The 26362-nt window shown below is 59.4% G+C and carries 23 protein-coding genes and 2 pseudogenes; 14 read left to right on the top strand and 11 right to left on the bottom strand.

What is annotated here, in order from left to right:
- Positions 1 to 71: 71 nt before the first annotated feature.
- Complete coding sequence (locus tag B0E42_RS09730) at positions 72 to 893, top strand: aldo/keto reductase (RefSeq protein ID WP_053178745.1); 822 nt, start codon at positions 72 to 74, stop codon at positions 891 to 893.
- A gap of 179 nt (positions 894 to 1072) precedes the next feature.
- Here the strand turns inward: B0E42_RS09730 and B0E42_RS09725 are convergent, their stop codons facing one another.
- Positions 1073 to 3436 (bottom strand): DNA polymerase II, encoded by a 2364-nt coding sequence (locus B0E42_RS09725; protein WP_077506286.1) that lies wholly within the window; start codon positions 3434 to 3436, stop codon positions 1073 to 1075.
- Between the two features lie 335 nt (positions 3437 to 3771).
- On the opposite strand from B0E42_RS09725, the gene B0E42_RS09720 reads away from it, so the two are divergent.
- The 5 genes from B0E42_RS09720 to B0E42_RS09700 all read left to right on the top strand — a co-directional run bounded on the left by B0E42_RS09720 (position 3772) and on the right by B0E42_RS09700 (position 7727).
- Positions 3772 to 4212 (top strand): CBS domain-containing protein, encoded by a 441-nt coding sequence (locus B0E42_RS09720; protein ID WP_018611433.1) that lies wholly within the window; start codon positions 3772 to 3774, stop codon positions 4210 to 4212.
- 69 nt (positions 4213 to 4281) lie between these two features.
- On the top strand, positions 4282 to 4878 hold the full coding sequence (locus tag B0E42_RS09715) for a paraquat-inducible protein A (RefSeq protein ID WP_077506285.1): 597 nt from the start codon (positions 4282 to 4284) through the stop codon (positions 4876 to 4878).
- 11 nt (positions 4879 to 4889) lie between these two features.
- Positions 4890 to 5534 (top strand): paraquat-inducible protein A, encoded by a 645-nt coding sequence (locus tag B0E42_RS09710; RefSeq protein WP_168188508.1) that lies wholly within the window; start codon positions 4890 to 4892, stop codon positions 5532 to 5534.
- Complete coding sequence (locus tag B0E42_RS09705) at positions 5515 to 7173, top strand: intermembrane transport protein PqiB (RefSeq protein WP_018611439.1); 1659 nt, start codon at positions 5515 to 5517, stop codon at positions 7171 to 7173. The genes B0E42_RS09710 and B0E42_RS09705 overlap by 20 nt, the downstream gene beginning before the upstream one ends.
- A 17-nt stretch (positions 7174 to 7190) precedes the next feature.
- Positions 7191 to 7727, top strand: coding sequence for a membrane integrity-associated transporter subunit PqiC (locus B0E42_RS09700; RefSeq protein WP_018611445.1), 537 nt, complete (start codon positions 7191 to 7193; stop codon positions 7725 to 7727).
- Between the two features lie 104 nt (positions 7728 to 7831).
- Here the strand turns inward: B0E42_RS09700 and B0E42_RS09695 are convergent, their stop codons facing one another.
- Complete coding sequence (locus tag B0E42_RS09695) at positions 7832 to 8461, bottom strand: glutathione S-transferase family protein (protein ID WP_077506283.1); 630 nt, start codon at positions 8459 to 8461, stop codon at positions 7832 to 7834.
- A gap of 192 nt (positions 8462 to 8653) precedes the next feature.
- Here B0E42_RS09695 and B0E42_RS09690 point away from each other — a divergent pair.
- Positions 8654 to 9001, top strand: a pseudogene (locus tag B0E42_RS09690) (phage infection protein); the annotation flags it as partial.
- A gap of 209 nt (positions 9002 to 9210) precedes the next feature.
- On the opposite strand, the gene B0E42_RS09685 reads toward B0E42_RS09690, so the two are convergent.
- The 6 genes from B0E42_RS09685 to B0E42_RS09660 form a co-directional block, all read right to left on the bottom strand.
- The gene (locus tag B0E42_RS09685; RefSeq protein ID WP_077506282.1) at positions 9211 to 10305 is read right to left on the bottom strand and encodes a DUF1615 domain-containing protein; all 1095 of its coding nucleotides are present in this window, start codon (positions 10303 to 10305) and stop codon (positions 9211 to 9213) included.
- A 210-nt stretch (positions 10306 to 10515) separates the two neighbouring features.
- Positions 10516 to 11490, bottom strand: a complete 975-nt coding sequence (hemB, locus tag B0E42_RS09680) for a porphobilinogen synthase (RefSeq protein ID WP_018611454.1) — start codon at positions 11488 to 11490, stop codon at positions 10516 to 10518.
- A gap of 203 nt (positions 11491 to 11693) precedes the next feature.
- Entirely contained in the window at positions 11694 to 12392 is a 699-nt protein-coding gene (locus tag B0E42_RS09675) for a glutathione binding-like protein (RefSeq protein WP_018611456.1), read from the bottom strand.
- A gap of 271 nt (positions 12393 to 12663) precedes the next feature.
- A complete protein-coding gene (locus B0E42_RS09670; RefSeq protein WP_077506281.1) occupies positions 12664 to 13830 on the bottom strand; it encodes an alkaline phosphatase family protein in 1167 nt (388 codons plus the stop codon).
- A gap of 1 nt (position 13831) precedes the next feature.
- Positions 13832 to 15280, bottom strand: a complete 1449-nt coding sequence (locus B0E42_RS09665) for an FAD/NAD(P)-binding protein (RefSeq protein WP_168188506.1) — start codon at positions 15278 to 15280, stop codon at positions 13832 to 13834.
- On the bottom strand, positions 15277 to 16830 hold the full coding sequence (locus tag B0E42_RS09660; protein ID WP_077506279.1) for an AMP-binding protein: 1554 nt from the start codon (positions 16828 to 16830) through the stop codon (positions 15277 to 15279). The genes B0E42_RS09665 and B0E42_RS09660 overlap by 4 nt, the downstream gene beginning before the upstream one ends.
- Before the next feature lie 985 nt (positions 16831 to 17815).
- Between B0E42_RS09660 and B0E42_RS09655 the strand changes: the two genes are divergently transcribed.
- Positions 17816 to 18490 carry a histidine phosphatase family protein gene (locus tag B0E42_RS09655; protein ID WP_077506278.1) on the top strand — a complete coding sequence of 225 codons (675 nt, stop codon included), beginning with the start codon at positions 17816 to 17818 and terminating at the stop codon, positions 18488 to 18490.
- Positions 18491 to 18662: 172 nt separating this feature from the next.
- Here B0E42_RS09655 and mnmH read toward each other — a convergent pair whose 3' ends face one another.
- Together mnmH and selD are read right to left on the bottom strand one after the other, a co-directional pair.
- Positions 18663 to 19766, bottom strand: coding sequence for a tRNA 2-selenouridine(34) synthase MnmH (mnmH, locus tag B0E42_RS09650; protein ID WP_077506277.1), 1104 nt, complete (start codon positions 19764 to 19766; stop codon positions 18663 to 18665).
- Positions 19766 to 20800 (bottom strand): selenide, water dikinase SelD, encoded by a 1035-nt coding sequence (gene selD / locus B0E42_RS09645; RefSeq protein WP_024618015.1) that lies wholly within the window; start codon positions 20798 to 20800, stop codon positions 19766 to 19768. The genes mnmH and selD overlap by 1 nt, the downstream gene beginning before the upstream one ends.
- A gap of 140 nt (positions 20801 to 20940) precedes the next feature.
- Between selD and B0E42_RS29960 the strand changes: the two are divergent.
- The 3 genes and pseudogenes from B0E42_RS29960 to B0E42_RS09635 all read left to right on the top strand — a co-directional run.
- Positions 20941 to 21081, top strand: a pseudogene (locus B0E42_RS29960) (nucleoside-specific channel-forming protein Tsx); the annotation flags it as partial.
- Between the two features lie 45 nt (positions 21082 to 21126).
- Positions 21127 to 22152: a purine nucleoside permease gene (locus tag B0E42_RS09640; protein ID WP_018611471.1), complete on the top strand. Its 1026-nt coding sequence runs from the start codon at positions 21127 to 21129 to the stop codon at positions 22150 to 22152.
- A 223-nt stretch (positions 22153 to 22375) separates the two neighbouring features.
- A complete protein-coding gene (locus B0E42_RS09635) occupies positions 22376 to 22657 on the top strand; it encodes a hypothetical protein (protein ID WP_018611472.1) in 282 nt (93 codons plus the stop codon).
- Between the two features lie 61 nt (positions 22658 to 22718).
- Here B0E42_RS09635 and B0E42_RS09630 read toward each other — a convergent pair whose 3' ends face one another.
- Positions 22719 to 23321, bottom strand: coding sequence for an NADPH-dependent F420 reductase (locus tag B0E42_RS09630; protein WP_033062826.1), 603 nt, complete (start codon positions 23319 to 23321; stop codon positions 22719 to 22721).
- Between the two features lie 143 nt (positions 23322 to 23464).
- Here B0E42_RS09630 and B0E42_RS09625 point away from each other — a divergent pair, with 143 nt between their 5' ends.
- From B0E42_RS09625 to B0E42_RS09615, 3 genes are all read left to right on the top strand, one after another.
- Positions 23465 to 24394 carry a LysR family transcriptional regulator gene (locus B0E42_RS09625; RefSeq protein WP_053178730.1) on the top strand — a complete coding sequence of 310 codons (930 nt, stop codon included), beginning with the start codon at positions 23465 to 23467 and terminating at the stop codon, positions 24392 to 24394.
- 116 nt (positions 24395 to 24510) lie between these two features.
- Positions 24511 to 25296 carry a hypothetical protein gene (locus B0E42_RS09620; RefSeq protein WP_077506276.1) on the top strand — a complete coding sequence of 262 codons (786 nt, stop codon included), beginning with the start codon at positions 24511 to 24513 and terminating at the stop codon, positions 25294 to 25296.
- Positions 25297 to 25382: 86 nt separating this feature from the next.
- Positions 25383 to 25970 carry a hypothetical protein gene (locus B0E42_RS09615; protein WP_053178726.1) on the top strand — a complete coding sequence of 196 codons (588 nt, stop codon included), beginning with the start codon at positions 25383 to 25385 and terminating at the stop codon, positions 25968 to 25970.
- Positions 25971 to 26362 lie beyond the last annotated feature (392 nt).

The following is a 26362-nucleotide window of genomic DNA, read 5'->3' as shown; positions in this document are numbered from 1 at the left end:
CGAGCCTTCGCCAGCTCCTACGACTATCCTGCTGTCCATTGGATTATCGATCAGCACAACAGGAGAAAGGCATGAGGACGCTGGAATTGGCGGGTGTGTCCGTACCGGTCATTGGCCAGGGCACCTGGCGCATGGGTGAGGAACCGTCTGATCACAAGAAAGAAGTGGCCGCCCTGCGGTTGGGAATCGAATTGGGCATGACCCTGATCGACACGGCAGAAATGTATGCCGAAGGCGGTGCCGAGACCGTCGTTGGCGAAGCGATCACCGGCCTGCGCGACCAGGTTTTCCTGGTGAGCAAGGTCTATCCCCACAACGCCAGTCGCAAAGGTATTCCCCTGGCCTGTGAACGCAGTTTGCGCCGGCTCGACACCGATTACATCGACCTTTACCTGCTGCACTGGCGCGGGCAGTACCCGCTGGCCGAAACCGTCGAAGCCTTCGAGCGTCTGCGCGAAGAAGGCAAGATCGGCCGTTGGGGCGTGTCGAACTTCGATGTGGCGGACCTTGAAGAGCTGGCCGCGCCGGCCTGCGCGACCAACCAGGTGCTGTACAACCTGCAGGAACGTGGCATCGAATTCGACCTGCTACCTTGGTGCCAGCGCCAGTCCATGCCCGTCATGGCTTACTGCCCGGTCGGCCAGGGCGGGCACCTGCTCAAGGATCACACCCTGGGACAGATCGCCGAACGCCATCGCGCCACACCGGCGCAGATCGCACTGGCCTGGCTGCTGCGCCAGGACAATGTGATTGCCATTCCCAAGGCCGTGAAACCTGAGCATGTGCGTTTGAATGCCGAAGCGGCCAACCTCAAGCTGGAACCGCAGGACCTGGCCGCCCTCGACCTGATATTTCCCCAGCCCCAGGGCAAGCAGCGCTTGGCGATGGTCTAACCCCCATCCAAAGATTCACGCTGATCTGTGGCGACGGAGTTTATCTGTGGGAGCAAGGCTTGCCCGCGATGAAGACGACACGGTGTCCTGGGAAAACGGGGCGCCCGCATCGCGGGCAAGCCTTGCTCCCACAGGGGATAAAACCCTGACCACGGGCTTGGTCTGAATACTGGAGAACCTCAGAACAACCCCATCTGCCCGCCCACCAACGTCGAAAAATCATCATCCACAAACGGCAGGATCGCATCCGCCACTGGCTGTAGCTGTTTGCTCACGTAGTGGTCGTAATCGATTGACGCGCTGCGGATTTCCAACGGTTCGGGGCCGGCGACGGTGATGACGTAGCTGATCCAGCCACCATTCTGGTATTGCCGCGGGCGGCCCTGGCGCTGGTTGAACTCATCGGCCAACCGCGCCGCCCGCACATGGGGTGGGACGTTGCGCTCATAGTCTTCCAGCGGCCGGCGCAGACGCTTGCGGTAGACCAACCGTTCATCGAACGCACCGGACAGGGTCTGCTGCACATAATCGCGCACATAATCCTGATAGGGCTTGCGGTGGAAGATCCGCCCGTACAGCTCCTGCTGGAATTGCCGGGCCAGCGGCGACCAGTCGGTGCGCACGGTTTCCAGGCCTTTGTAGACAATTTCGTCGCTCCCATCGGCACGTGTCACCAGCCCGGCGTAGCGTTTCTTGCTGCCCTCCTCGGCGCCGCGGATGGTCGGCATCAGAAAACGCTTGAAATGCGTTTCGAACTGCAGCTCCAGCGCACTTTCCAGCCCGAACTCATCACGCACCTGCCCACGCCACCATTGGTTGACGTGCGCCACCAACTCGCGACCGATCCTGGCCGCTTCCTCCTGGCCATGGGCCCGGCGCAGCCAGACGAACGTGGAATCGGTATCGCCATAGATCACCACATGCCCCTGGGCTTCGATCAACTGGCGGGTGTGCTGCATGATCTGGTGACCACGCAGGGTGATGGACGAGGCCAGGCGCGTGTCGAAGAAACGGCAGCCACTGGAACCGAGCACGCCATAAAAGGCGTTCATGATGATTTTCAACGCTTGGGACAGCGGCGCATTGTGCTCGCGCTTGGCGATCTCCCGGCCTTCGGAGATCCGCGCCACGATGGCCGGCAGGCAATGTCGAGTACGGGAGAAGCGCGCCCCGCGAAAGCCTGGCACCGACTCCTGGTCATCCGGGTGGCGCAGCCCTTCGATCAAGCCCACCGGATCAATCAGGAAGGTGCGGATGATCGATGGATACAGGCTCTTGTAGTCCAGCACCAGCACCGACTCGTAGAGCCCCGGCTGGGAATCCATGACAAACCCACCCGGGCTGGCCTCGGGCGGGCGCTGGCCCAGGTTGGGCGCAACAAACCCTTGGCGATGCATCAGCGGCATGTACAGGTGCGTGAAGGCCGCCACCGAACCCCCGCTGCGGTCCGCCGGCAGGCCGGTGACGCTGGCCCGTTCCAAGAGAAACGTGAGCAGTTCGGTCTTGGCGAAGATCCGCGTCACCAGTTCACAGTCCTTGAGGTTGTAGCGGGCCAGGGCCGGCTTGTCCTCGGCGAACATGCGATTGATCTCGTCCATGCGCTGGTACGGGTTATCGATGGACTTGCCCTCCCCCAAGAGCGTCTGGGCAACGTTTTCCAGGCTGAACGAGGGGAAACTCCAGGTCGCCGAACGCAGCGACTCGATACCGTCGATGATCAACCGGCCAGCGGCCGAGGCGAAGAAGTGATTCTTGCGCGCGCCGTGCTCGCGCCATTGCATCTCTTCGCCACCACGCCCCAGGCGCAACGGCACGGCCAGGCGCCGGGCGTGTTCATGCAGCACCCGCAGGTCGAACTGCACCAGGTTCCAACCAATGATCGCGTCAGGGTCGAAATGGGCGAGCCAGTCGTTGAGTTTTTTCAGCAAGACCGTGCGCGATTCGCAGTATTCCAGCTGGAAATCCACGCCGGTATCGTCGCCATTGGGCGGCCCGAGCATGTAGACCTGGCGCTCGCCGCAGCCCTCCAGGGCGATGGAATACAATTCGCCCTGGGCGGTGGTTTCGATGTCCAGGGACACCAGGCGCAATGGTGGACGGTATTCGGGCGCCGGTTTCATCTGGGCATCGACCAGCAGGCCATCGGCGGCCGGTGTACCGCCAAACCAGACCGGGGCGGTGATGAAGCGCTCCATCAGGTAGCGCTCCGGCGGCCGAATGTCCGCCTCGAACACCTCCACACCGGCGCGGCGCAAGGTGCTGTCCAGGCGCATCAGTTGGGCGTGTTGCTGGCAATACAGCCCCAGCACCGGACGATGCTCGAAATCCAGCAGGTCCAGGGGGCGTAGTTCTACCTCCTTCTCCCCTTGCAGCAAGGCTTCGAGCTGGCCGCGCTGGATCTGCGGCACAAAGGCCACCGACGTTTGCACGGGCAGGCGCACGCGCCGGGGACCGGCGTCGGTCGCCAGCCAGAACTCGACTTCGGTGCCGGCCGGGGTATCGCGCCAATGCCGGGTCAGGACGAAGCCCTGCTGTAAATCCACCGCTGCAACCTCGAATTCTACGTAGGCGACGATTCTACCCTGTGGCGAGGGGATTTATTCCCTTGTGGGGGCAAGGCTTTTGTGGGAGCAAGGCTTGCCCGCGATGCGGTTCAACTGCTAGACCGCGTCATCGTTCATCGCGAGCAAGCTTTGCTCCCACAGGATTGCTCCCACAGAGAGACGCCCCTCGCCACAAAGGTGGATGACATCACATCGAAGGAGAATTTCCGGGCAATGACGCTTTTGGACGACTGGCCGCCGCTTTACCGCTTGCTCTGCGCCGTTGGGTCTACGATGCTTTAACAACCAGCAAAAACAACACCTGAGGCTCCCCCATGAAAACCGTCGCGCAGTTGCTCCGGATAAAAGACGAGAAGAACCAGCAAGTGCACACCATCTCACCGGACGACATGGTATTGCAGGCCCTGATGCGCATGGCCGAGAAAAACGTCGGTGCCTTGCTGGTGGTGAAGAACGACGAAGTGCTGGGGATCATCAGCGAGCGCGACTATGCCCGCAAAATGGTCTTGCGCGGGCGCTCATCGGTGGGCACGAAGGTCAGTGACATCATGGTCTCCCCCGTGATCACCATCGACCCGCACCAGAACGTCGAGACCTGCCTGAGCATCATGACCGAAAAACACCTGCGGCATTTGCCAGTGGTAGAGGACGGCAAACTGGTCGGCCTGCTGTCCATCGGTGACCTGGTCAAGGAAGCCATCGCCGAACAGGCCGATCTGATCAGACAACTGGAGCAATACATTCGCGGGGAATGATCCATTCGGTCGGGTTGCTCATTCCCAAGGCACTTCTATATTGAAGGGGTTGTTCCTGCGAGCATCCCGATGGCCGACACCGACCGATTGATCATTTGTGAACATTGCGATGCGGTGTACGAACCGGCGATGCTCGCTGCGCACCAGAAAGCCTCGTGCGTGCGCTGCCACGCGGTGATCCAGCGCCACAACGGCCTTACCATCGAGCAGCGCCTGGCCTTGAGCGTAACGGCCGCGGTGCTATGGGCCTTCGCCAACATCTACCCGATCATGAGCATCCGCCTCCAGGGCCTGAGCAACAGCGCGACGTTATGGGATTCCATCGTGGCGCTGAGCCATGGGCCGATCACCTTCATCGCCCTGGTGACGGCGGTGGCAATCATTATCGCGCCGGCCTTCCAACTGGCGCTCCTGATCTGGGTGCTGGGCCATGCCTACCTCCAGCAGCGGGCACCGGGGTTCAACCTGTGCATGCGCAGCCTGGAAACCCTGCGGCCCTGGAGCATGCTGGAAGTGTGCCTGCTGGGCGCGCTGGTGGCGGTGATCAAGCTCGCCGGCTTGCTGGACGTACTCCCGGGCATCGGCCTGTTCGCCCTGGCGGCCTTGAGCCTGCTGATGATCCGCATTGCCGGGCGCGATGTCCGCGACCTTTGGGACAACCTGTGAACGGCCAGCCGCTGGACACCCCGCCAGAGGCCCGCGACCTGGACCTGTGCCTGTGCCACAGCTGCGGCCTGGCCTGCGACATGACCAACGAGCCCGAAACCTGCCCGCGTTGCGACGCCCCCTTGCATCGACGCAAACCCGATGCCATCACCCGTACCTGGGCCTACATGCTGGCCGCGCTGGTGTTCTACATCCCGGCCAACCTGCTGCCGGTCATGAATACCCAGATGCTCGGCGAAGGCGCCGACAGCACCATCATCAGCGGCGTCATCGAGTTCTGGCAAAGCGGCGCCTGGGACATCGCCCTGATTATCTTCATCGCCAGCATCGCGGTGCCCGGCATCAAGTTCGTGGTGCTGACCCTGCTGCTGGTGACCGCACAACGGCGCAGCACCTGGGCCCAGGTCCAGCGGGCGAAGCTGTACCGGCTGGTGGAAGTCATCGGCTACTGGTCGATGCTCGATGTGCTGGTGGTGGCCCTGGTGGCAGCCCTGGTCAAGTTCCAGGCATTGAGCGACATCGAACCACGACCGGGCATCCTGTTCTTCGGCCTCGTGGTGCTGTTCACCATGCTGTCGGCCATGAGCTTCGACCCCCGGCTGATCTGGGATACCCAACCATCCGAGGAGGTTATGGATGAAGTCGCAAGCCACTGACGGGCAACACCCCGCACCCGGCCGCGCCCACGTCACCACCCGCCGCTGGACGGTGTCGCTGGTATGGATCGTGCCGATCATTGCGGTGCTGGTGGGCATTTCCCTGGTGGTCCACAACTGGCTGCAGGAAGGCCCGACCATCACCATCACCTTCAAGACCGGCCAGGGCCTGACCGCCAACAAGACCCAGGTGAAATATCGCAACGTGGTCATCGGCCAGGTCACCGACGTGCAACTGAGCCACGACCAGAAGAACGTCACCGCCACGGTCAAGCTCGCCAAGACAGCCGACACCTTCACGCACGAAGACTCGGTGTTCTGGGTGGTTCGGCCGCGCATCGGGGCCGGCGGTATCTCGGGGATCGACACCTTGCTGTCCGGGGATTTCATCGGGGCCGACGCCGGCCAGTCGAAAGTGCGCGCCAAGTCCTTCACCGGCCTGGAGAACCCGCCCCCCATCACCTATGGCGAACCGGGCAAGCGCTTCACCCTGCACTCCCAGGACCTCGGCTCGCTGGACATCGGCTCGCCGGTGTACCTGCGCAAGATCCCGGTGGGCCAAGTGGTGTCCTACGCCCTGGACGCCGAGGGCAAAGGCGTCAACATCGACGTGTTCGTCAACGCGCCCAATGATGTGTACGTCACCGAAAACACCCGGTTCTGGAACGTCAGCGGCGTGGACGTGAACGTCGGTGCCAACGGTTTCGCGGTCAAGACCGAATCGCTCTCGGCCCTGCTGCTGGGCGGCATCGCGTTTCGGGCGCCGGAGTACAGCCCCAACGACGTCCCCGCCAGCGAGGACAAGACCTACGAACTGTTTGCCGACCAGCAGAGCGCCCTCGCCCCGCCCGATGGCAAGGCGCAATACCTGGCCCTGCGGTTCGACCAGGCCCTGCGCGGCTTGCGCGTCGGTGCGCCGGTGGAGTTCCTGGGGGTGGAAGTTGGCAGGGTGGTGGCCATCAATCTGGATTTCGATGAGAAACAGCGCAGTTTTCCGGTCAACGTCGGCGTGGTGATCTACCCACAGCGCCTGGGCAAGGCCCATGAGAAACTGCTCAAGGCACTCAATCACGACCCGGAGGACGAAGCCGCCTCTGCCCGCCTGATGGGCAGCTTTGTCGATCGGGGGCTGCGTGCCCAGGCCCGCAGCGGCAACCTGCTGACCGGGCAGTTGTACATCTCGCTGGATTTCTACCCCAAGGCGGAAAAAGTCGCCTTCGACCCCACCGCCCGGCCTGTGCGCATACCGACCATTCCCGGTAGCCTCCAACAATTGCAGGAACAATTGCAGGCGATGGTCGAGCGAATCAACAAACTGCCGCTGGAAAGCGTCGCCAGCAACCTGAATGGCAACCTGGTGGAGCTGCGCAAAGGCCTGGCCCAATTCAATAGCAAGACGCTGCCAAGTGTGCAAAACACCTTGCAGGACGTCAGCAAAACCCTGCAATCGGCCAACTCGACCCTGGCCGAAGATTCACCCCAGCGCGAACAACTGACCCAGACCCTGGACGACCTGGGGCGCATGTCGCGCTCGCTGCGCGAGCTGTCGGACTACCTGAGCCGCCATCCCGAATCGCTGCTTCGCGGCCGTCCCAAGGACGCACCGGCGCAGAACCTCACATTGCCGGTGAAAGAATGATCACAGGAGCGCGCCCCATGCCACTGACGCTGAAACTCACCCTGGTTGCCGTGGCGTTGCTGCTCGGCGCCTGCCGCAGCGATCCGATCCACTACCACACCTTGAGCCCCGCTCAGCCGGCGGGCCTGTCGCGCTCCGGCGTGGACATCCAGATCGAACAGGTGAGCGTTCCGCCCCAGGTGGATCGCACCCAGATGGTCATTCGCCAGGGCAACAGCGGGTTGGCGATCCTGGAAACCGAATGGTGGGGCGCCAGCCTGGCCGACGAACTGCACAGCAGCCTGGACGAACAACTGAGCAACCCCGGCGCACCGAAATCATTGCTGCGGGTAGACGTGCAACGCTTTGACTCGATCCCTGGCCGCTATGCCCGCATGGATGTGCAATGGCGACTGCGCAGCCTGGGCGGCGACGCTCGCCCCCTCACATGCCGCAGCAGCCTGCAGACACCGGCGGGAACCAACATCGACGACCTGGTGACGGCGCACCAGCAGAATGTCCGGCAATTTGTCGACCTGGTTGAGCAGGCGGCTGCACGCAAAGCCTGTCCTTGACCCTGTAGGAGCTGCCGAAGGCTGCGATCTTTTGATCTTTTGATCTTTCGCTTGAGACTCAAGCGTCAGGGGAAAGATCGCAGCCTCGCTTCGCTCGGCAGCTCCTACAAAGGCCAATGCAGCGACAGCACCGGCGCCACGCGTGGATGGCGGTCGATGCGTTCCAACAATTCGTAGAACGCCGGACGGGCGCTCAGCATCGCCTCCCGCGTGTTTCTCCACTTCGTGATCACGGCCGCCAGGATATCCAGCGCCCCCGGTTCCTCACCGCCTAGAAAAGGTCGGGCCGAGAACTGGTCGGCAAACAACGCCCAGTTGCGATACAGCCGTTGCTGCGTGCCGGATACCAAGCGCTGCCGAGTCGCTTCATCCGCGTCGTCCAGCCAGCGCTCCGGAAAATCGATAATGCCGATGGGCGTGTAGCAATTGGCCGCGATGTAGACCAGGCCCCGTATGGCTTGCGCACGCAGGGCCGGGTCTTGCGGGAGCAGCTTCGATGCGGGGAAGGTCAACCCGAGGTGAATCAGGATCGCCGCCGCTTCGGTCAGCACCGAGCCGTCCGGTAACTGCAGGGTCGGCACCTGCTTCAGAGGATTGAGTGCCTCGAGCGCTTTCGCCGCATCGTTGTCTTGCGTCGAATAGGCATCGACCCGCCGATAAGCCACCTCACAAAGACACAGGGCAACCTCCACCGCCGAAGAGCCGGATTGCCTGCAACCGAATAACTGATACATGAACCTACCTCCTGCATAAGGGTTAGCCGGTAGAACCCCCGAGTCCATCCGTGTTCCATCAAGCTGACCGGTAGCGGGCCAACGAGCTATCACTGCCGTCGATGTTCACCATCATGCCAATGAAGTTCTCTTGATGATCGCCCGGGACAACAATGGCCCCACACAAACCACTGCACCCCGGAGCACACCATCATGAAACGCCAAATCATCCTCAGCCTCGCTTTCTCCGTACTGGCCGCCAACGTATTTGCCGCCTCGTCCCAACCCGTCGTCGCCGAAGGCGGTTCTGATCGCCTGATCGAAAACCGCGTCGCTGAAGGCGGTGCCGATCGCCTGCTGGAACGTCGTGTCGCCGAAGGTGGCTCCGATCGCCTGATCGAAAACCGCGTCGCTGAAGGCGGTGCCGATCGCCTGCTGGAACGTCGTGTCGCTGAAGGTGGCTCCGATCGCCTGATCGAAAACCGCGTCGCTGAAGGCGGTGCCGATCGCCTGCTGGAACGTCGTGTCGCTGAAGGTGGCTCCGATCGCCTGATCGAAAACCACGCATGAATTGCTTGAACGCAACAAATGATCGGCAACACACCTCGTGGCGAGGGAGCTTGCTCCCGCTCGGGCGCGCAGCGGCCGCAACAATCACCAGGCCGCTGCGCAGTCCACCCGATACACCGCTTAAGACTGATCCCGCACCAAACCCATCCCCCTAAAAGCCCGGCCTCATCCACCGGGCTTTTTCATGCCCCAAAGCCTGGCTAACGCCCCGACGCCCGCCTCATGCATCGCTGATAACGCTCATCCACCCGCTTGGCAAACCACGCCGTGGTCAGCTTGCGCGTGATCTTTGGGCTCTTGAGCACGATTCCCGGCAATACCGCCCGAGGCAACGCCTTGCCCTCGGCCCGCTCTGCCAGTTCGAACACACGCTTGTAGAGCTTGCTGTCCTCGAACGCCAGGCTCTCGCCCAGCTCCAATTGATTGCGAATGGTCGGGTTGCGCATTCCCAGCGACTTGCCCAGCGTGCGCACCGCCAGTTCCGTGCTGCCTGGCATGATGGAATCATGGGCAATCAGATCGCCATCCAGCGCCAGGGAAATGCCCGACGCCACACTCACCGCATGCTGGAAAGCCGCGTTGCGGCTGGCGTACCACCCCGCATTGAAATCGGCAAAACGATACAGCGGCTCGGTGTAGCTCACCGGATAGCCCAACAAATGCGCGATACCGAAATACATCCCGCCACGACGACTGAACACTTCGCGACGAATCGAGCCATCCACCGTGTAGGGATAATTGCGCGCATTGGCCTGTGCAAACGCGATGCTGACCTGCATCGGCCCACCGGTATGCACCGGATTGAAACCGCCGAACAGTGTCTTGCCCAACGGCACCATGCCGATGAAATCATCGAAAATCCCACTCAGCTCTTTTTCACTACGCGCCGCGTTGAGCCGATCGCTGTAGCTTTTACCGTTGGGCGAGCGCACCTGAAGTGCACCACTGACCAGCAGCTCCGGAATGTGCACCTTCGCCGCACGACGGTTGATCTCCTGACGAGCGATCTTGCCCAGCCCCGGCACCGGTGGGTCAGACTGGAACGTCGATTCCTGTTCGGTCACCGCCAGGACAGCACAGATGTTCTGCGTCGTAGAGGGAATCTGCTGGGCCGCAAAGGCCACGTAGATGTCAGTCGCCCAGCCTTCGCGATCCACAGTCTTGGCCGGCAACAACTGTACGATCTGCTTCTTGACCTCAGCGGGCGAACGCTCAGGCTCCTGCGCCTGACGGCTACCGCAACCAGCCAAAGCCAGCAGCGCAGCAAGGCTGATCATCAATCGGTTGAATTGCATGGTGCTCCATCGAGTTCGTTATTCCGGAGCAACCATACGATCAAAAGTGGATGCGGGCTATGCCCAATGTGGGAGCGAGCTTGCTCGCGATGGCGGCGGTACGGGCAACACTGATGCAAGCCGACCCACCGCTATCGCGAGCAGGCTCGCTCCCACAAGGGAATGGCGGTGAAGATGGATCTCACACCCAACCCCGGGAGCAGCGCTGGATCAGATCCCGCTCAGCGCCAGGTCCATGGCAAAGTAGGTGAAGATCAGGTCTGCCCCCGCCCGCTTGATTGCGCCAAGGCTCTCGCGTACCACGCGGGCTTCGTCGATGGCGCCAGCCTGGGCGGCGAACTTGATCATCGCGTATTCGCCACTGACCTGATAAGCCGACAGCGGCAGGTTCGAAGCCTGGCGAATGTCGCGGATGATATCGAGGTAGGCACCGGCCGGCTTGACCATCAGCGCATCGGCACCTTCCTGTTCATCGAGCAAGGACTCGCGCAGTGCTTCGCGGCGGTTCATCGGGTTCATCTGGTAGCTCTTGCGGTCACCTTTCAACGCGCTGCCACCGGCCTCGCGGAACGGGCCATAGAGCGCCGAAGCAAACTTGGTGGAATAGGCCATGATTGCCGTCTGGCTGAAACCGGCTTCATCCAGGGCCCGGCGAATCGCCTGGACCTGCCCGTCCATGGCCGCCGATGGCGCGATCACATCAGCACCGGCGCGGGCCGCCGCTACGGCTTGCTTGCCCAGGTTGACCAGGGTCCGGTCGTTGTCCACTTCATCGCCGTGGAGCACACCGCAATGACCATGATCGGTGTATTCACAGAAGCAGGTGTCGGACATCACGATCATTTCCGGCACCGCGTCCTTGCAGATCCCGGCCATGCGTGACACCAGGCCGCGCTCGCTCCAGGTGTCGCTGCCATCGTTGTCCAGGTGGTGGGACACACCAAAGGTCATCACCGACTTGATGCCGGCACGGGCGTAGCGCTCGATCTCACCGGCCAGCTTCGACTCAGGGATGCGTACCACGCCCGGCATGCTCTTGATCGGCACAAAATCATTGATTTCCTCTTCGACGAAAATCGGCAGCACCAGATCGTTCAAGGTGAACTCGGTTTCCTGGAACAGGCTGCGCAGGCTTGCATTGCGACGCAGACGGCGTGGACGTGCTTCGGGGAACTGACTGGACATGGGACTCCTGGGCAGAAATGGGTGCTCGATCATAAGGAGCAAAGCTTATGCCCTGGCCGGCCAGGGCACAAACGTCGACTGGAGAACAGCGTGTTACCGGCCGGGCAATCATCTACTCACAAGGTCAGCGAGTCATTGATGCACGTCACCCGGCATTCAGGCTGCCGGTGGCTTGTAATCGAATCGGCGAGTCGGCGGGTGACTCATTCCGGAATCTTCAACCCACGCGCTACAGCCGGTCGAGCCAGGAAACGCTCCAGCACCCGCGTCACATTGGGGAAGTTCTGGATCCCGACCAAATCACCGGCCTCGTAAAAGCCGATCAAGTTGCGCACCCAGGGGAACGTGGCGATATCAGCGATGGTGTAGCGCTCGCCCATGATCCAGTCGCGCCCTTGCAGACGCCCATCGAGCACCTTGAGCAGGCGCTTGCTTTCCTCGACGTAGCGATCGCGCGGCCGCTTGTCCTCGTAGTCCTTGCCGGCGAACTTGTTGAAGAACCCCAACTGCCCGAACATCGGCCCGATCCCGCCCATCTGGAACATCAGCCACTGGATCGTCTCGTAGCGCGCCGCCGACTCCTGGGCCAGCAGTTGCCCGCTCTTGTCCGCCAGATAAATCAGGATCGCCCCCGACTCGAACAACGCCAACGGCTGGTCGCCCGGCCCATGGGGATCGAGAATCGCCGGGATCTTGTTGTTGGGGTTCAGGGAAAGGAACTCGGGCGACAGCTGGTCGTTGCTGCCAAAGTCCACTTTGTGGGGCTCGTATGGCAGGCCGATCTCTTCCAGCATGATCGAGACCTTCACACCGTTGGGGGTGGGCAGGGAGTAGAGCTGAATCCACTCCGGGTACTGGGCAGGCCATTTCTCGGTGATGGGGAATGGGGTCAGGTTGGGCATGAGGTGGATTCCAAGTGCTATTTAGAAAGCTGGAGCATAAATCAGATGACTGAGCTTTTGGATCCGGGATCATGCTGGCTACACATGGCTATTCAAAAAGCCGAAAGGGAAGGAGAACAGGTGAAAGTCCCTACCGGGTGCGAATTAAGCTGCCTGACCGCGGGTTAAAAATACGCGTCGCCAACGCCTGCGTATTTTTTGCATCAAAACGGCCTATCGTTGGTTGAATTGCTAGGTCCGTGGCTCTGAGGGCGAGCCACGGCCTATGGGATCATCCTTTGGAGTAAATCAGAAGCGGAGAAAGCTGATCCTCTTCAGTCAGAGCCCCGTGATGCCCTTTCCATGACATTTGGTTTTTTTCCGTAAGGCTCTGTACGATGCCACCCCGTCCTGTCGGATATACAATCAGATCTCCCAAACGCTGTTCAAAGGAGACTCTCACAGTCCCCCCGAACAAACCCTCGTTAACCGCTTGGCTGCGAGAGAGCACCATGAAATCGTCACCGAGCTTGTTCTTCCAGCGCTCCAATGCAGCACACGTTTTTCCAGCCTCTGTGTAAATGTGCCGGGCACGAATATCACCCGCAATCCACGCCACGCCCTCTTGAAGACCAGCGTCGGTATCAAAGTCGAAAATGGCTTCGGACGAAAGGGTTGTCATGCCGTGGTCGGCAGCGACTAGTAGTTTTGTTCCTCGAGCAAGCGCGCTGGCCGTTGAGGAAATCAGAGTGTCCACCTGCCGCAGGCTATCGAGCCAGGCTTCTGAGTTCGTGCCATAGACATGACCCGCGTAATCCAACTCACCCAGATAAACGTAAATCAACCGTCGCGATGACTTTTTAAGCGCCCCCCTGATTTTAAAACCACAGTGCCAATAGTCCATATAGGGAGTAATTGTGGCTCCTTTATAAATAGCTTTACTGTAACGGGAGTTAGCTATTTTTAACGGGAGTATACATTCTATGTTCAGACCCAGTTCGCTGGCAGTTTCCCAAGCAGTCTTTTCGATTGCAAAAATCGGCGGATCAACGGAATGAGTGCCGCTTGTTTGATTACGACAAAAACCGCCCATTTGCCATGACAATGGGGAAAATTCGGTCCGATTATTCAACGCAAAGCGGCTCCCAACTATACCGTGCTGGCCGCTTCCTTGCCCGAGAGCAAAGGAAGCCAAACTGGTCGCGGTAGTGGCAGGAAATCCGACTCCGAAAGACTGACCTGTGCAAAGCAGTGTTTTCAGGAATGGTGCATGGGACTGATGCTCGTCGAGCAATAGCTGCCCCAATCCATCAACGATGAAAATGACCAGTCCATTTGTAGGCTGGAGGTCGAATCCAGAGTCAAATGAGGGAACACCCAAGCTCGCCAAAATGGCATGTGACAGTTGAGTCAGTCCGGACTTCGGAGCGTGACTCGCGTTTTGAGTCGAGATCTTCATGTCAGCGGTCTCGCGAAAGGATAGCGGAACTGGCAGCGACGCTATGCATTACGTTGCGTACTACATCGGTGGTCGCCAGAAACTCTCCCTTTGTCAAATCACCCACAACAAAAAGCCCGGGAATTTCATTATGACGGTTGGAAAGTGCTTGATAAGTTAGCGAATTAATGGAAACACCGCCCAACGGGTGGGTCGTGATCGAGCCATTGGCTAACATATTCTTCAACAAGGGTACTTCTTTGAGATCCATCTCCCCATAACCAACACCACGTCCGTCGATCAAATACTGGACATTTAAGCACTCGTTTCGACCATGATAAATATCAAAGCCCTGCTCAGTAGCCTCGACCCCCTGTAAATCAGAGTAAATCTCTAATTGTTCACCTTGCATTAATTGCAGTATACGTACGGCGCTAAACACAGGGAACGCCGCTAGATACGTCATCCAAGGTCCATAGTATTTTGTCATGAACTCGGCTTTCTCTGGATCACTTAGTCTCGCCCACAATTTATCTATGACCGAATAAGAGGCCAACAAAACGCTTTGCCACAGGTGATTACCCCGCGAGCAACTGCTTATTTCTCGCTCAAGTTCCTCGGTCCGTGTCGCTCCGGGTTTTGCTAGGGCATCCCAGTCAATGAGACCATTTGTGACCCTATCGAGTTCTTTTTTATGGTGCGTAAGAATGGACTCAAGTGTTTGGTTTTTTTCATTAAGCAGAGCTGTGATAAACGTGCTTGGATCATAGCCAGAGTGCTCAGCAATAACCTTGGGTAGTTTGCCAGTTCTGGACACCATTGTTATTCTTCCAATATGGCCTTTTTCTTGGAGTGCCAGTGCCGCATCGATCGCCGTTAACCGAGAACCTATAATCCCCACCGTGGCATGGATCGGTATGTCCATAGCTTGATAGGGAGAGCAGAAAAACTTTTGGGGGGCATTGGATAGCAACGGAAACCTAGGTGCATGCCCGATACAAATAATAACTTTGTCAAAAATCTCTTTGGTGCCGTTGCTAAACTCCACGGAAAACTTACCAACAGACTGAATAGGTGTCACACAGGAAACCGACGTATTAATAAGTTCCGCAAAGGAGGCGCCGTTCAATGCTCGTTGCAACTGATGACCTACATACAATCCAAATAAGCGCCGCGACGGAAACTCTGACCATGCCTGTTCTTCATCTGGGAAATATTCTTGCCACAACGATTGATTTTTTGCGCGCCACTCGACGAATTCTAGAGGGTTATCAGGATTAATACTCATGACTGAAGCAGGCAGATTGATAAGATGACTGTTATAGCCAGTACCAAAAGCTAGACCTGAGCCCGGTTTTCGCCCATCGGCTATAACGTACTCAAGTACGGAATACTGTGTTTCGAGCTGAGAGTGTAGCCGAATGAACAGACTAACTCCCGTAGGCCCCGCACCGACTTGAAGAATTCTCACTTGGCCACCCCCGCTTGCAATGTGATGGCTATCCTATTCGCTTCAACTCGATCTATCTTCCCGCTCATGGTCACCGGCAAGTCCTTGGTGAAGTAAATATCGTTACTGCTGACAGGATAATCCTCAAGATTGGAAACATGCTCGGCGATTGCTTCGCGCTTAAACTTGGCACTAGTCGGCTTGAGCTTTACCAGCAGAAGTATTTTTTTATTTAAATCGTGCCGCGTTGTGGTGGCGACGCACTCCAATATATCTTCATGGGCGCGCAAGTGCGCCTCTAACTCTGTGAGATCTATGAGTTTTCCGTGTACTTTAATCCGAGCATCGGCGCGGCCATGAAGATTGAAATTTTGCCCATCATATGAAGCCAGGTCGCCCGTCCGATACCATCGAGCATGGCGGCCAAGCGGTAGACGACGCAGATATCGACCTGATGTTCTGACGTCATGGTGCAAATACCCCTGACCAACACCACCTCCGCCAATGTAGAGTTCTCCCACCTCATGGAGATCAGTATGCGTACCGTCATCCTTTAGAATCGTAATTAAAGTGCACGGAAAGGGCACACCAATAGGAAGAGGAGCATCATTTTGGAGCTTACTTAGCGCTTCATGGGTAGCCTCAAAATAGGTGCTATCTATGGTTGTTTCGGTCGTCCCATATGAAAACACCAAGCGACAGTCGTCAGAGATTATTTTACGAACATCCTTAAACTCCCTAACACGCATAACATCAGACCCAGCAATCAGCAGTTTAAAACTACTCAGTTTTACGTTATTTCTTAACGCATAACCGTAGAGCTCCCTAAGAATAATTGGAGTAAACTCAGCACACTCTATCTGGTAGGTGATAATAAATTCAGCCAAGTTTTCAACAACATATTTCTCGGCTGAAGTAGGCACGTAGATTATGGCCCCAGAGCAAAGCCCACGAAGCCAGTCACCAGCAAACACGTCAAAGGAAAGGCTGGCGAACTGGAGATGCCTTTTGAGTTTTTTCAATTGATAGATCTCGTCCCACCCCCTGAATATTTCAATCAGATTGGCGTGCCCAATAGCTACTCCTTTGGGGTCTCCAGTTGAGCCGGAGGTGAACATAATGTAGGCCAAGGGATGGTAACGTTGTGTGAGCGCAGCGTAGGAAGCAGGTATAGGCAGTTCCTTATAGTGGACAAACTCAGGATCATCGCTTTGCCAAATATAAGGAAGGTCTTGTTCGGATAGAACAAACTCGACATTAGCTACGGCCAAGGTACGTTGTATTTTTGCAGGAGGCAGAGAGACGTCTATTGGACAGTAAATGCACCCCGCGTGTAGACATCCCAACATAGAAGCAAGCGCATCGCCAATATTATTTTGCATAATAGCGATGACGCTGCCGACCTCCACACCTCTGCCTTGAATGTAAGTAGATACCTTATAAATTTTATCTCTTAGCTCTTGATATGTGACAACACTATCACCTATCACAATAGCTGCCGTATCGGGTGAGGAATAGCAGTGACCCAACACAAGATCAAGTATCGAATCATGAGGAACTGCCTGAGACATAAAAACCCCTTATATTTATAATTTTGGCGCATCAAGCTTTAAGCGTGATGCTATTAACCAAAGAGCACCTTGACCTAGCAATTAGAAACAAGGCACACCAGCGCCGGGCATAATTTCACTGGAGGCATACCTGAATCAGCTATTTCGTGCGAAATATAAATTCCGAAGGCCGCAGCAAATTATCCACCACTGAGAGTGGTGAACCCGTAGACACACACCGAGGTAAATAATTAGGGAGACAGTTTGTTAAAACAACAAACATACGCGAGACAAAACCCAGGCGTTATCCTAATCATTTTCCGCCTTCCTTGGCTGTCATCTGAACCCAATGTTTAGCGGTTGTTGTTTTTCCTGTCAACCCTCACCTATTTGTTTAGGCCAACTAACCTTGCACAGCGGGCATTTCAAAGTCATTCGCAAAAGCTACAAAATGTAACGACGCCTTCGCAAGCAGCTGAGAAGCTGCCACTCCCATACAACAAAGATATATCTAAAGTACGCACTATAAAAAAGTACGACTCCAATATTTTGTAGCTCTACTGAGACATGACTTCACTGGGCAAAAAATTCTTGTCAGACAAGAATGTCAGATATCTAAACAGGCGCGCTTTTCAGGGGCTGACATACAGGAACCTTGCGGTGCCGGGCGAACACGAGACTTTGTCAACGGGGCGGGGTCAGGGAGAGAAGCGATGAACGTAGAGCGATTCGCTAAATTCAGATGCCCATGAACCCGTCACGGAATTCACATCGGCCCTTCTTAAATCCGCAACATCCTGTCGTTAACGTTCGTCCCATCTCCTGACGGAGATCGCTAGAGTGCACCGGGACCAGCCAGGATCGAACCAAAGGACTTGAAGAGACTCTGAGCAATGCCCCCGAGGATTCGACGCGGCGTAATGACAGGGAAACCACCCGAGGCCAACCGCTTCGCGGTGCCAGGGTTTGTCAGCCTGACTCAAGAGTGCTGAAGAAAAACTATTCGATGATGAACCCACTGGATTTCGCCAGGCGCTTCAAACACCGTTCGTGGCTGGTGCTGCCGACGCTGCTGGTGGTCTGTGGACTGGTGCTGTCGCTGGAATCCAGCGTCAGCCGCGCCCAGCCGGCCGATGGCGTGCAGACGTTGGTGTTCCTGCGCCACGCAGAGAAACCCGCCGGAGGCCTGGGCCAGCTCAACTGCCAGGGCCTCAACCGCGCCATCGACCTGGCCACCCTGCTGCCGGAAAAATTCGGCAAGGCCGACTACGTGTTCGCGGCCAACCCGACCCGCAATGTCGAAGAGGGTGAGCTGGACAATTCCTACAGCTATATTCGCCCGCTGATGACCATCAGCCCCAGTGCCATCAAGCTCGGGTTGCCGGTGAACATCAATTATTCAGCCAACGACACCAGCGACCTCGCTGATGAACTGCTGGACGACAAGTACCACAACGCTACCATCTATACCGCCTGGTCACATGGCTACCTGCCGGAGCTGATCAACAAGGTCGCCGGGGAGGCCTTGGGCAAGAAGCAGACCATTACCGATGACTGGGCGTCAGGCGATTTTGATTCGCTGTACGTGCTGACCCTGACCTGGCACAACGGCAAGGCCAGCCTCACCAGCCAGAGCTACAAGCAAGGCCTGGATAATGGCCAGGAGACCTGCCCGACGTAATCAGCGGTTCTTTTGACAGGGATCAGGGTGAACACCAAACTCGCGATCACCTTTGAACCCTGTGGGAGCGAGCCTGCTCGCGATGGCGCTGGATCATTGGGCGTTGATGTGACTGACAGTCCGCTATCGCGAGCAGGCTCGCTCCCACAGGTTTGGGTCTTGATGAAACTGGTCACCCACCCCGGGCCGCCCGCTCCCGCAGATATTCCAACACCGCCGCCTGCTCCCCCGAGAACTCGATCCGCAAGCCCTTCTTTTCCCGCTGGAACACGTACATCGGGTCGTAATACTCACGCAACAAGCCTTCGATCCAACCGCGATGCAAGTCGACGGCGCCGCTGTTGGCCTGCTCGGCCAGGGCGGCTTCCAGGATGTTCATCAAGCGCCGGTGACGGTCGCCGCCCAGGCGCTTGTGGATATTGTCCAGGCTGGCCAGCAACCGCTCGGAAAACAACGAGAAACCTTCGTCGCCATGTACAGCGACAAATTCCACACACAGGTCGATGACGTAATCCTGCAGGATCCGCTCGACCCGATGCTCCAGGCTGTCTTCCAGCCAGACCATCGGAACCTGCTGCATGCGCTGGTACAAAGGCAGCGGCAAGGCGCAACTGCCGACCGCACGGCTCTCATCTTCCAGCACGAATTGTTCGATGCCGCTGGCGCGTTTTTTCAGTACGTCCACGGCCAGGCGGTTCTCAAAATCGATGTTGGAAGGCTGGCCGGTGGCGCGTTTGCCGAAGCTGGAACCGCGATGGTTGGCATAACCTTCCAGATCCAGGCTATTGCTCAGTTGGCCCAGTGCTTCGGTCTTGCCGGTACCGGTCATGCCGCCCAGCAGCACCAGGTCGCACTGGGCGACCGCCTGCTCGACAGCGTCCAGCAAGAAGGTGCGCATGGCCTTGTAGCCACCGCCGACCCTGGGATAATCAATGCCCGCTTCGTCCTTGAGCCATTGCTGGACGATCTGCGAACGCAAGCCTCCGCGAAAGCAATACAGCAAGCCGTCGGGATGGGTCTTGGCGAACTCGGCCCAGGCCTGGATGCGCTGGGCCTTGGTTTCGCCGGACACCAGTTGATGCCCCAGGACAATGGCGGCCTGCTGCCCCTGCTGTTTGTAGCAGGTACCGACGCGTTGCCGTTCGCTGTCGGTCATCAACGGGAGATTGACCACGCCGGGGAACGCCCCCTTGATGAATTCGATCGGGGCGCGCGTGTCCATCATCGGCCGGTCATTGAGGAAGATGTCGCGGTAATCGGTGATGTCATGGCTCATCAAGACACCTCGACCGCGTAACTCTGTCGCTCGACCAGTTCGCCGATAGGTTCCAGCGCCAGCCCGAGTTCAGCGGCCACCCGCAGGAACTCGATCTCGCCTTCAGGGGTGACGGCAATCAGCAGGCCACCGCTGGTCTGCGGGTCGCACAACACGCGCTTGTGCAGTTCCTGGACCCGACCGACCTTGCTGGCGTAGCTGTCGTAGTTGCGCAGCGTACCGCCCGGTACACACCCCAGGTCGAGGTAGTACTCGACGCCCGGCAGGCGCGGCACCGCGTCATAGCGGATGCGCGCGGTCAGTTGGCTGCCGTCGGCCATTTCCACCAGGTGCCCGAGCAGGCCGAAACCGGTGACGTCGGTCATCGCCGTCACTCCGTCGAGCTTGCCGAAGCGGCTGCCGGGTTTGTTGAGGGTGCACATCCAGTCACGGGCCAGGCCAACATCGGCGGCGCGCAACTTGCCTTTCTTTTCCGCCGTGGTGAGGATGCCGATGCCCAAGGGCTTGGTCAGGTACAGGCGGCAACCGGCGGTGGCCGTGTCGTTGCGTTTCATGTGGCGCTTTTGCACCAGGCCTGTGACCGCCAGGCCGAAAATCGGCTCGGGCGCGTCGATCGAATGCCCACCAGCCAGGGGGATACCGGCCTCATCACACACGGACCGACCGCCGCGAATCACGTCCCGGGCAATTTCCGGGGCCAATACGTTGACTGGCCAACCAAGAATCGCGATGGCCATCAGCGGATCACCGCCCATGGCGTAGATATCGCTGATGGCATTGGTGGCGGCGATGCGTCCGAAATCGAAGGGATCGTCGACAATCGGCATGAAAAAATCGGTGGTCGAGACCACGCCACGCTCCTCGTCGATGGCGTACACCGCCGCATCGTCCCGCGAAGCATTGCCGACCCACAGCTTGGGATCAAGGTTCTGCGCACCGCTGCCGGCCAGGATCACTTCCAGTACCTGGGGCGAAATCTTGCAGCCGCAGCCGGCGCCGTGGCTGTACTGGGTCAGGCGAATCGGCTCGCTCATGGGCATACCTCTGGTCAGTCAAGATGGCCGATTCTATCAGCAACTCCGCCGACCCAGTGCCGCGTCGAACATTCACCTCTGCCAACAGAACAAGAACAAGAACAAGAACAGAACAGAACAGAACAAGAACAAAGCCTGAATTGCGTTTTACGCTGGTGGGCCGCTACTTTCACAACGGCGGCAACTGGCAGGACGGCAGTGAGCTTAACTTTGGCGATGGCCACTTCCGCGCCCGCTCCGACGGCTGGGGATACTACGCCGGGGTTGGCTATCAATTCTGAGCACACCGTAGAAGCACACTTCGAATCCATGGAGGTCACGAATACATGATCAATCGCCTGTCTATTTCAATCGGCCTGGCCTGCACGGCCCTGTTCTGCTCGACCGCCGGGGCCGCACCGCCGCTTCAGCCCAAAGTCCTGCTGATCACGATGTTCGCCCCCGAGGCTCAGAACTGGATCGATCGCCTCGAACTCAAGACTGAAATCCGCGTGCCGGGACTGTCCGCCGAATACCCGACGATCCGCTGCAATGCCGAGCGGGTCTGCCTGCTGATCACCGGCATGGGCCAGACCAACGCCGCAGCCTCGACACTGGCCCTGGCGCTCTCCCCCACCGTCGACCTGCGCAAAAGCTATTTCCTGGTGGCCGGGATCGCCGGCATCAACCCACACCACGGCACGCTTGGCACGACGGCCTGGGCCCATTACCTGGTGGAGTTCGGCACCCAATGGGAGCTGGATTCGCGGGATGTGCCCGAGGACTGGCCCACCGGCTACCTGGGCATCAACACCAAGGGGCCGAATGAAAAGCCGCCGCTGGACTACAAAACGGAAGTCTTCGAACTCAACCCGGCCCTGCAAGCCAAGGCCTTTGCCCTCAGCCAGAAGGTGACCTTGGCGGAAAGCAAGGAATCGGCGGCCTGGCGCTTGAAGTATCCGTACGCCCCGGCCAACCAACCACCGGTGGTGACCCGCTGCGACACCCTGGCCGGCAACACCTGGTTCTCCGGTACCCGCCTGAGCGAGCGCGCCGAAGTCTGGACTCGCCTGCTCACCGACAACAAGGGCGTCTACTGCACCACCCAACAGGAAGACAACTCCACCTACGAGGCCTTGCTCCGGGCCAGTCGCGAAGGTCGGGTGGACATCAACCGGCTGGCCGTTCTGCGGGCCGGGTCCGACTTCGACCGTCCCGAGCCCGGCGGCAACGAAGTGGACAACCTGCTCAAATACGCCGACCAGGGCGCGTTCGTCCCTGCGTTGGAAAACCTGTTCCGCACCGGCAACCCGCTGGTGCAGGACATTGTGAAGAACTGGTCGGCGTGGAAAGACGGCGTGCCTGGCGCTTGATCACCAGCCGTGCCGGCTCTTGGGGGGAAGGAGGCGATCTGTGGGAGCAAGGCTTGCCCGCGATGAAGTCGACGCGGTCCTTTGTGAACCGAGGCGCCTGCATCGCGGGCAAGCCTTACTCCCACAGGTTGGGGCTAATCTCTACGGATCACCCAATGGAATTTTCCATTGCGGGAAGAATCACTTGAACATCAGCCGTGCGTACCCATCCAGGAGACCGCCGATGTCCCTCGACCCTGCTGCCGACAGCACTCACCTTGATTACGGCCTCGACACGCTGTTTGGTCGTGACACCAAAAGTGTCGACTGCGAGTTCGACGTCAAACGCCTCGATGACGGCGAACCGCCCTGGTTCGCCCTGCACGTGCGACCACCACTGCCGGCGGATCTGGATAAAGCCCAGATCGTGGTGTTCAACGCCGAAGGCCGGCGCATCAGCGGTATTGTCCGGCGAACCGAGCGCCTGGCCGACGACAGCCTGCAATTGGACGTGGAACCCGACTGAGTGCTTCAGGCCGGGCTCCCTCGCTGGTCGAGCGCTTCCTTACACGTATGCGGCGAAGTACTCAGTCGAACTTGACCAGGTTCAGCACCGGTAATGGCCCACCCGGGAATTGAGTCAAGCGTGCGCCAACGCTCAATGGGCCCAGGTCCACACCGAAGAATCCCAGCCGATCGATCAACTGCGCGACTTCCCCACGGGCCTGCTCATCGTCGCCAGTCAGGAATAGCACGCGCTTGCCGCCTTCGGACGCTGGATCAGCCTCCAGCAGGCGCGCCAACATGTGGTTGAACGCCTTGACCACCCGTGCCCCCGGCACCCATTCGCTGAACACCTCGGTAGAAGCCCGGCCTTGCAGATCAATCGCCTCGAACTCCGGGACTTTGATTGCGTTGTTGGCATCGATCACGATTCGTCCGGCAAAGTCCGGCAAGCCATTCAGCGCCTGGGGCAACTTCGGCCAGTTGACGGCCACCAGCACCATGGGTTGGGCAGCGGCTTGCTGCACGGTGCCGGCGCGGACGGTGGGGCCGAGCTCGGCGACCAACTCGGCCAGGCTTTCCGGGCCGCGGCTGTTGGCAATCACGACGTTGATGTTCTGACGGGCCAAGGCCCGGGCAAATGCACTGCCAATGGCGCCTGCGCCGATGATGCCGATGGTGTCGATGCTGCTCATGTCGTATGTCCTCACAGTTGGATAACCCTGGGCGGTGATGTCCGCCGTTGAGGTGCATATTGCCCTTGCTATTACGTGATGATTAGCCAGTAATACGTTGAATCATTTTCAAGCATTACTATCAGGTCACTTTGATGGAAAGCCTCGCCAATCTCGAATGCTTTGCCCGCAGCGCCGAAACCGGCAGTTTCTCGGCGGCCGCCAGGTTGCTGGCCCTGACGCCCGCGGCCGTGAGCCGCAATGTGGCAATGCTGGAGCGAAACCTGGGGGTGCGGCTGTTCCAGCGCTCGACCCGCAAGCTGTCCTTGACCGAGAACGGCGAACACTTCCTGGCCAGCATCGGCACGCATCTCGAAGCCTTGCAGGCCGCCATCGGCGCCGTGACCACTGAACGAGGCGAGCCGGCCGGGGTATTGCGCCTCAGCCTGTCACCAAGCTTCGGCATCGGCCATGTGCTGCCGTTGATGCCGCAATTTCTGGCCCTCCACCCATTGATCCGCCCGCAATGGCATTTCGAGAACCGACGGGTAGACCTGATCGCCGAAGGTTTCGACGCAGCGATTGGCGGCGGCTTCGAACTGACGCCTGGCGTGATCTCGCGAACCTTGGCGCCGGCACATCTGGTCGCGGTAGCCAGCCCAGCCTACCTGGCCGCACGCGCCTGCCCCGCGCACCCGGAAGATCTGGCCCACTTCGATAACATCGTGCTGCGCTCCAGCCTCACCGGGCGCGTACGCCAGGCCACGATGCGTAACGCCGCCGGTTTCGAGTCGGCGTTGCGGCTGCCTGAATCCATCATTCTCAACGACCCGGTCGCCATGCGCGAAGCCACCTTGCTGGGCCTGGGCATTTCGCTGCTGACCGTGCCGGACGTGCTGCCCTGGCTGGAGCGCGGCGAACTGGTACGGCTGCTGCCGGACTGGTACATGGACCTTGGCGTGATTTCCCTCTATTACCCCAGCCGCACGCTGATCCCGGCCAAGACTCGCGCCTTTATCGACTTCATCACCGAACACTTCGAGCGTGAGGGATTGGCGCAGCGTTTCAGTGCTGCGCGGGGTTGAGCCTTAGGGTCTTTCGTGCCAGTTCTGCCGCCATCGCGAGCAAGCTCGCCCCCACAGTGGGTTTGCGACGCGGGCGGTGCTAACGTGGCGCCTCGACGACTGACAAGGATGACCGCGTGCTGCTGCTCAAATTGCTGGTGATTCCCGCGTTCCTGCTGCTGATTTCCCTGGCGGGCAGGCGCTGGGGACCGAGTGTGGCCGGCTGGCTCTCGGGGTTGCCAGTCGTGGTGGGGCCGATTCTGCTGTTCCTGGCCATAGAACAAGGCGAACTGTTTGCCGCACAATCGGCGACCGCAGCGTTGGCAGCGATGTTCGCGATGATTGCCTTCTGCGTGGTGTACGCCCAGGTCGCCCAGCATCGCAACTGGCCCTGGGCGCTGGGCATCGCGCTAGGGGGCTGGGCCTTGGTGGCGTTGATCCTGTCCTGGCTACCGGCTTCGCTGCCGTTGTCGAGCCTGATCGCCCTGGCCGCGCTGCTGGCGGCGCCGTATCTGTTCCCCACGGTCCGGCCGGTGATGAACGGGCCGACGGCCAAATCCGACAAACTGCTGCTGCGCATGATCGCTGGCGCGCTGCTGACCCTGGCGGTGACGCTGCTGGCCAGCACCGTGGGCGAACGCTGGAGCGGGCTGCTGGCGGTGTTCCCGGTGCTGGGCAGTGTCATGGCGGTGTTCTCCCAACAAACCCGGGGGCCGGCCTTCACCGCCGCGCTGCTGCGGGCGACAGCCACCGGCATGTATTGCTTCGCCGCCTTCTGCCTGACCCTGGCCCTCGCCCTGCCGGTGCTGGGCATGCCCGCCTTTGCCTTGGGCGTCGCGGTGTCGATGGCCATGTTGCTGGTGACCCGACGGCTGCTGGTGCGGGCACCGCCCGGCGACACCGCACACCTTTCACCAAAATGACGGTCTCTTCTGCACTGGCGCTGGAGTCAGGTGCGACGCCCATGGGATGATCGGCCTCCAGGCACGACCATCTGTGGAGCGTTTCAATGTCATTGCTGAGTAAACAAGCCGCCGCCCTGTTGCTGGGGGCCATCGCCAGTCTGGTCGTGGTATCCGCCCAAGCGGCCCCGGCCAAACCTGCCGGCGATGCACCGGCGCAGAAAGTGTCGATGCTCGGCGGCAAGTTCACCTTCACCTTGCCCAAGGGCTTCACGGCGACGCCGCTACCCGCCGGTGAAGTGGCCCAGGGCACCGCTGGGGCGACAGGGACGATGTACAGCAATGCCACCAGCAGAACCGTGGTGATTGCCGCGCAGAACACCATCGTCAACGGTACGAATGTGAAGGACGATGATGGTGCGTTCCTCGACACCACCATGGCCGACTTCGCCGCCCAGCGCATCAAGGCCCTGCCGGACGCCAAGATCCTCAGCGAAAAAAGCCTGAAGCAAAAAGGCACCGGCCTGGGCCTGCGCCAGCTCGACACCAGCGCGACCCAGGGCGGCGGACCCACCCTCGACACCACCTTGCTGGGCGCCTCCGGCACGCGCATGGCCGTGGTGCAAATCATCTCCCGGGCCAGCGACAAGGCCGGTCATGAAGCGTTGGTGAAACAGATCGCCAGCGGTAAGTAACAAGCACCCTGTGGGAGCGAGCTTGCTCCGGGCGGCGATCCGACGATGGCATCGGCACATCCTGGCATTGGTGCAAGCTGATCCACCGCTATCGCGAGCAAGCTCAGCTCCCACAGGGTCCACAACCACCGCCAAATGTGGGAGCGAGCTTGCTCCGGGCGGCGATCCGACGATGGCATCGGCACATCCTGGCATTGGTGCAGCTGATCCACCGCTATCGCGAGCAAGCTCAGCTCCCACAGGGTCCACAACCACCGCAAAATGTGGGAGCGAGCTTGCTCCGGGCGGCGATCCGACGATGGCATCGGCACATCCTGGCATTGGTGCAAGCTGATCCACCGCTATCGCGAGCAAGCTCAGCTCCCACAGGGTTTCGCCCACAGGGACTTAAG

The sequence above is a fragment of the Pseudomonas sp. A25(2017) genome (assembly GCF_002001065.1).
Taxonomy (GTDB): domain Bacteria; phylum Pseudomonadota; class Gammaproteobacteria; order Pseudomonadales; family Pseudomonadaceae; genus Aquipseudomonas; species Aquipseudomonas kilonensis.
Note: the sequence above shows the minus strand (reverse complement) of the source record. Positions and strands in the feature narration are given on the sequence as shown.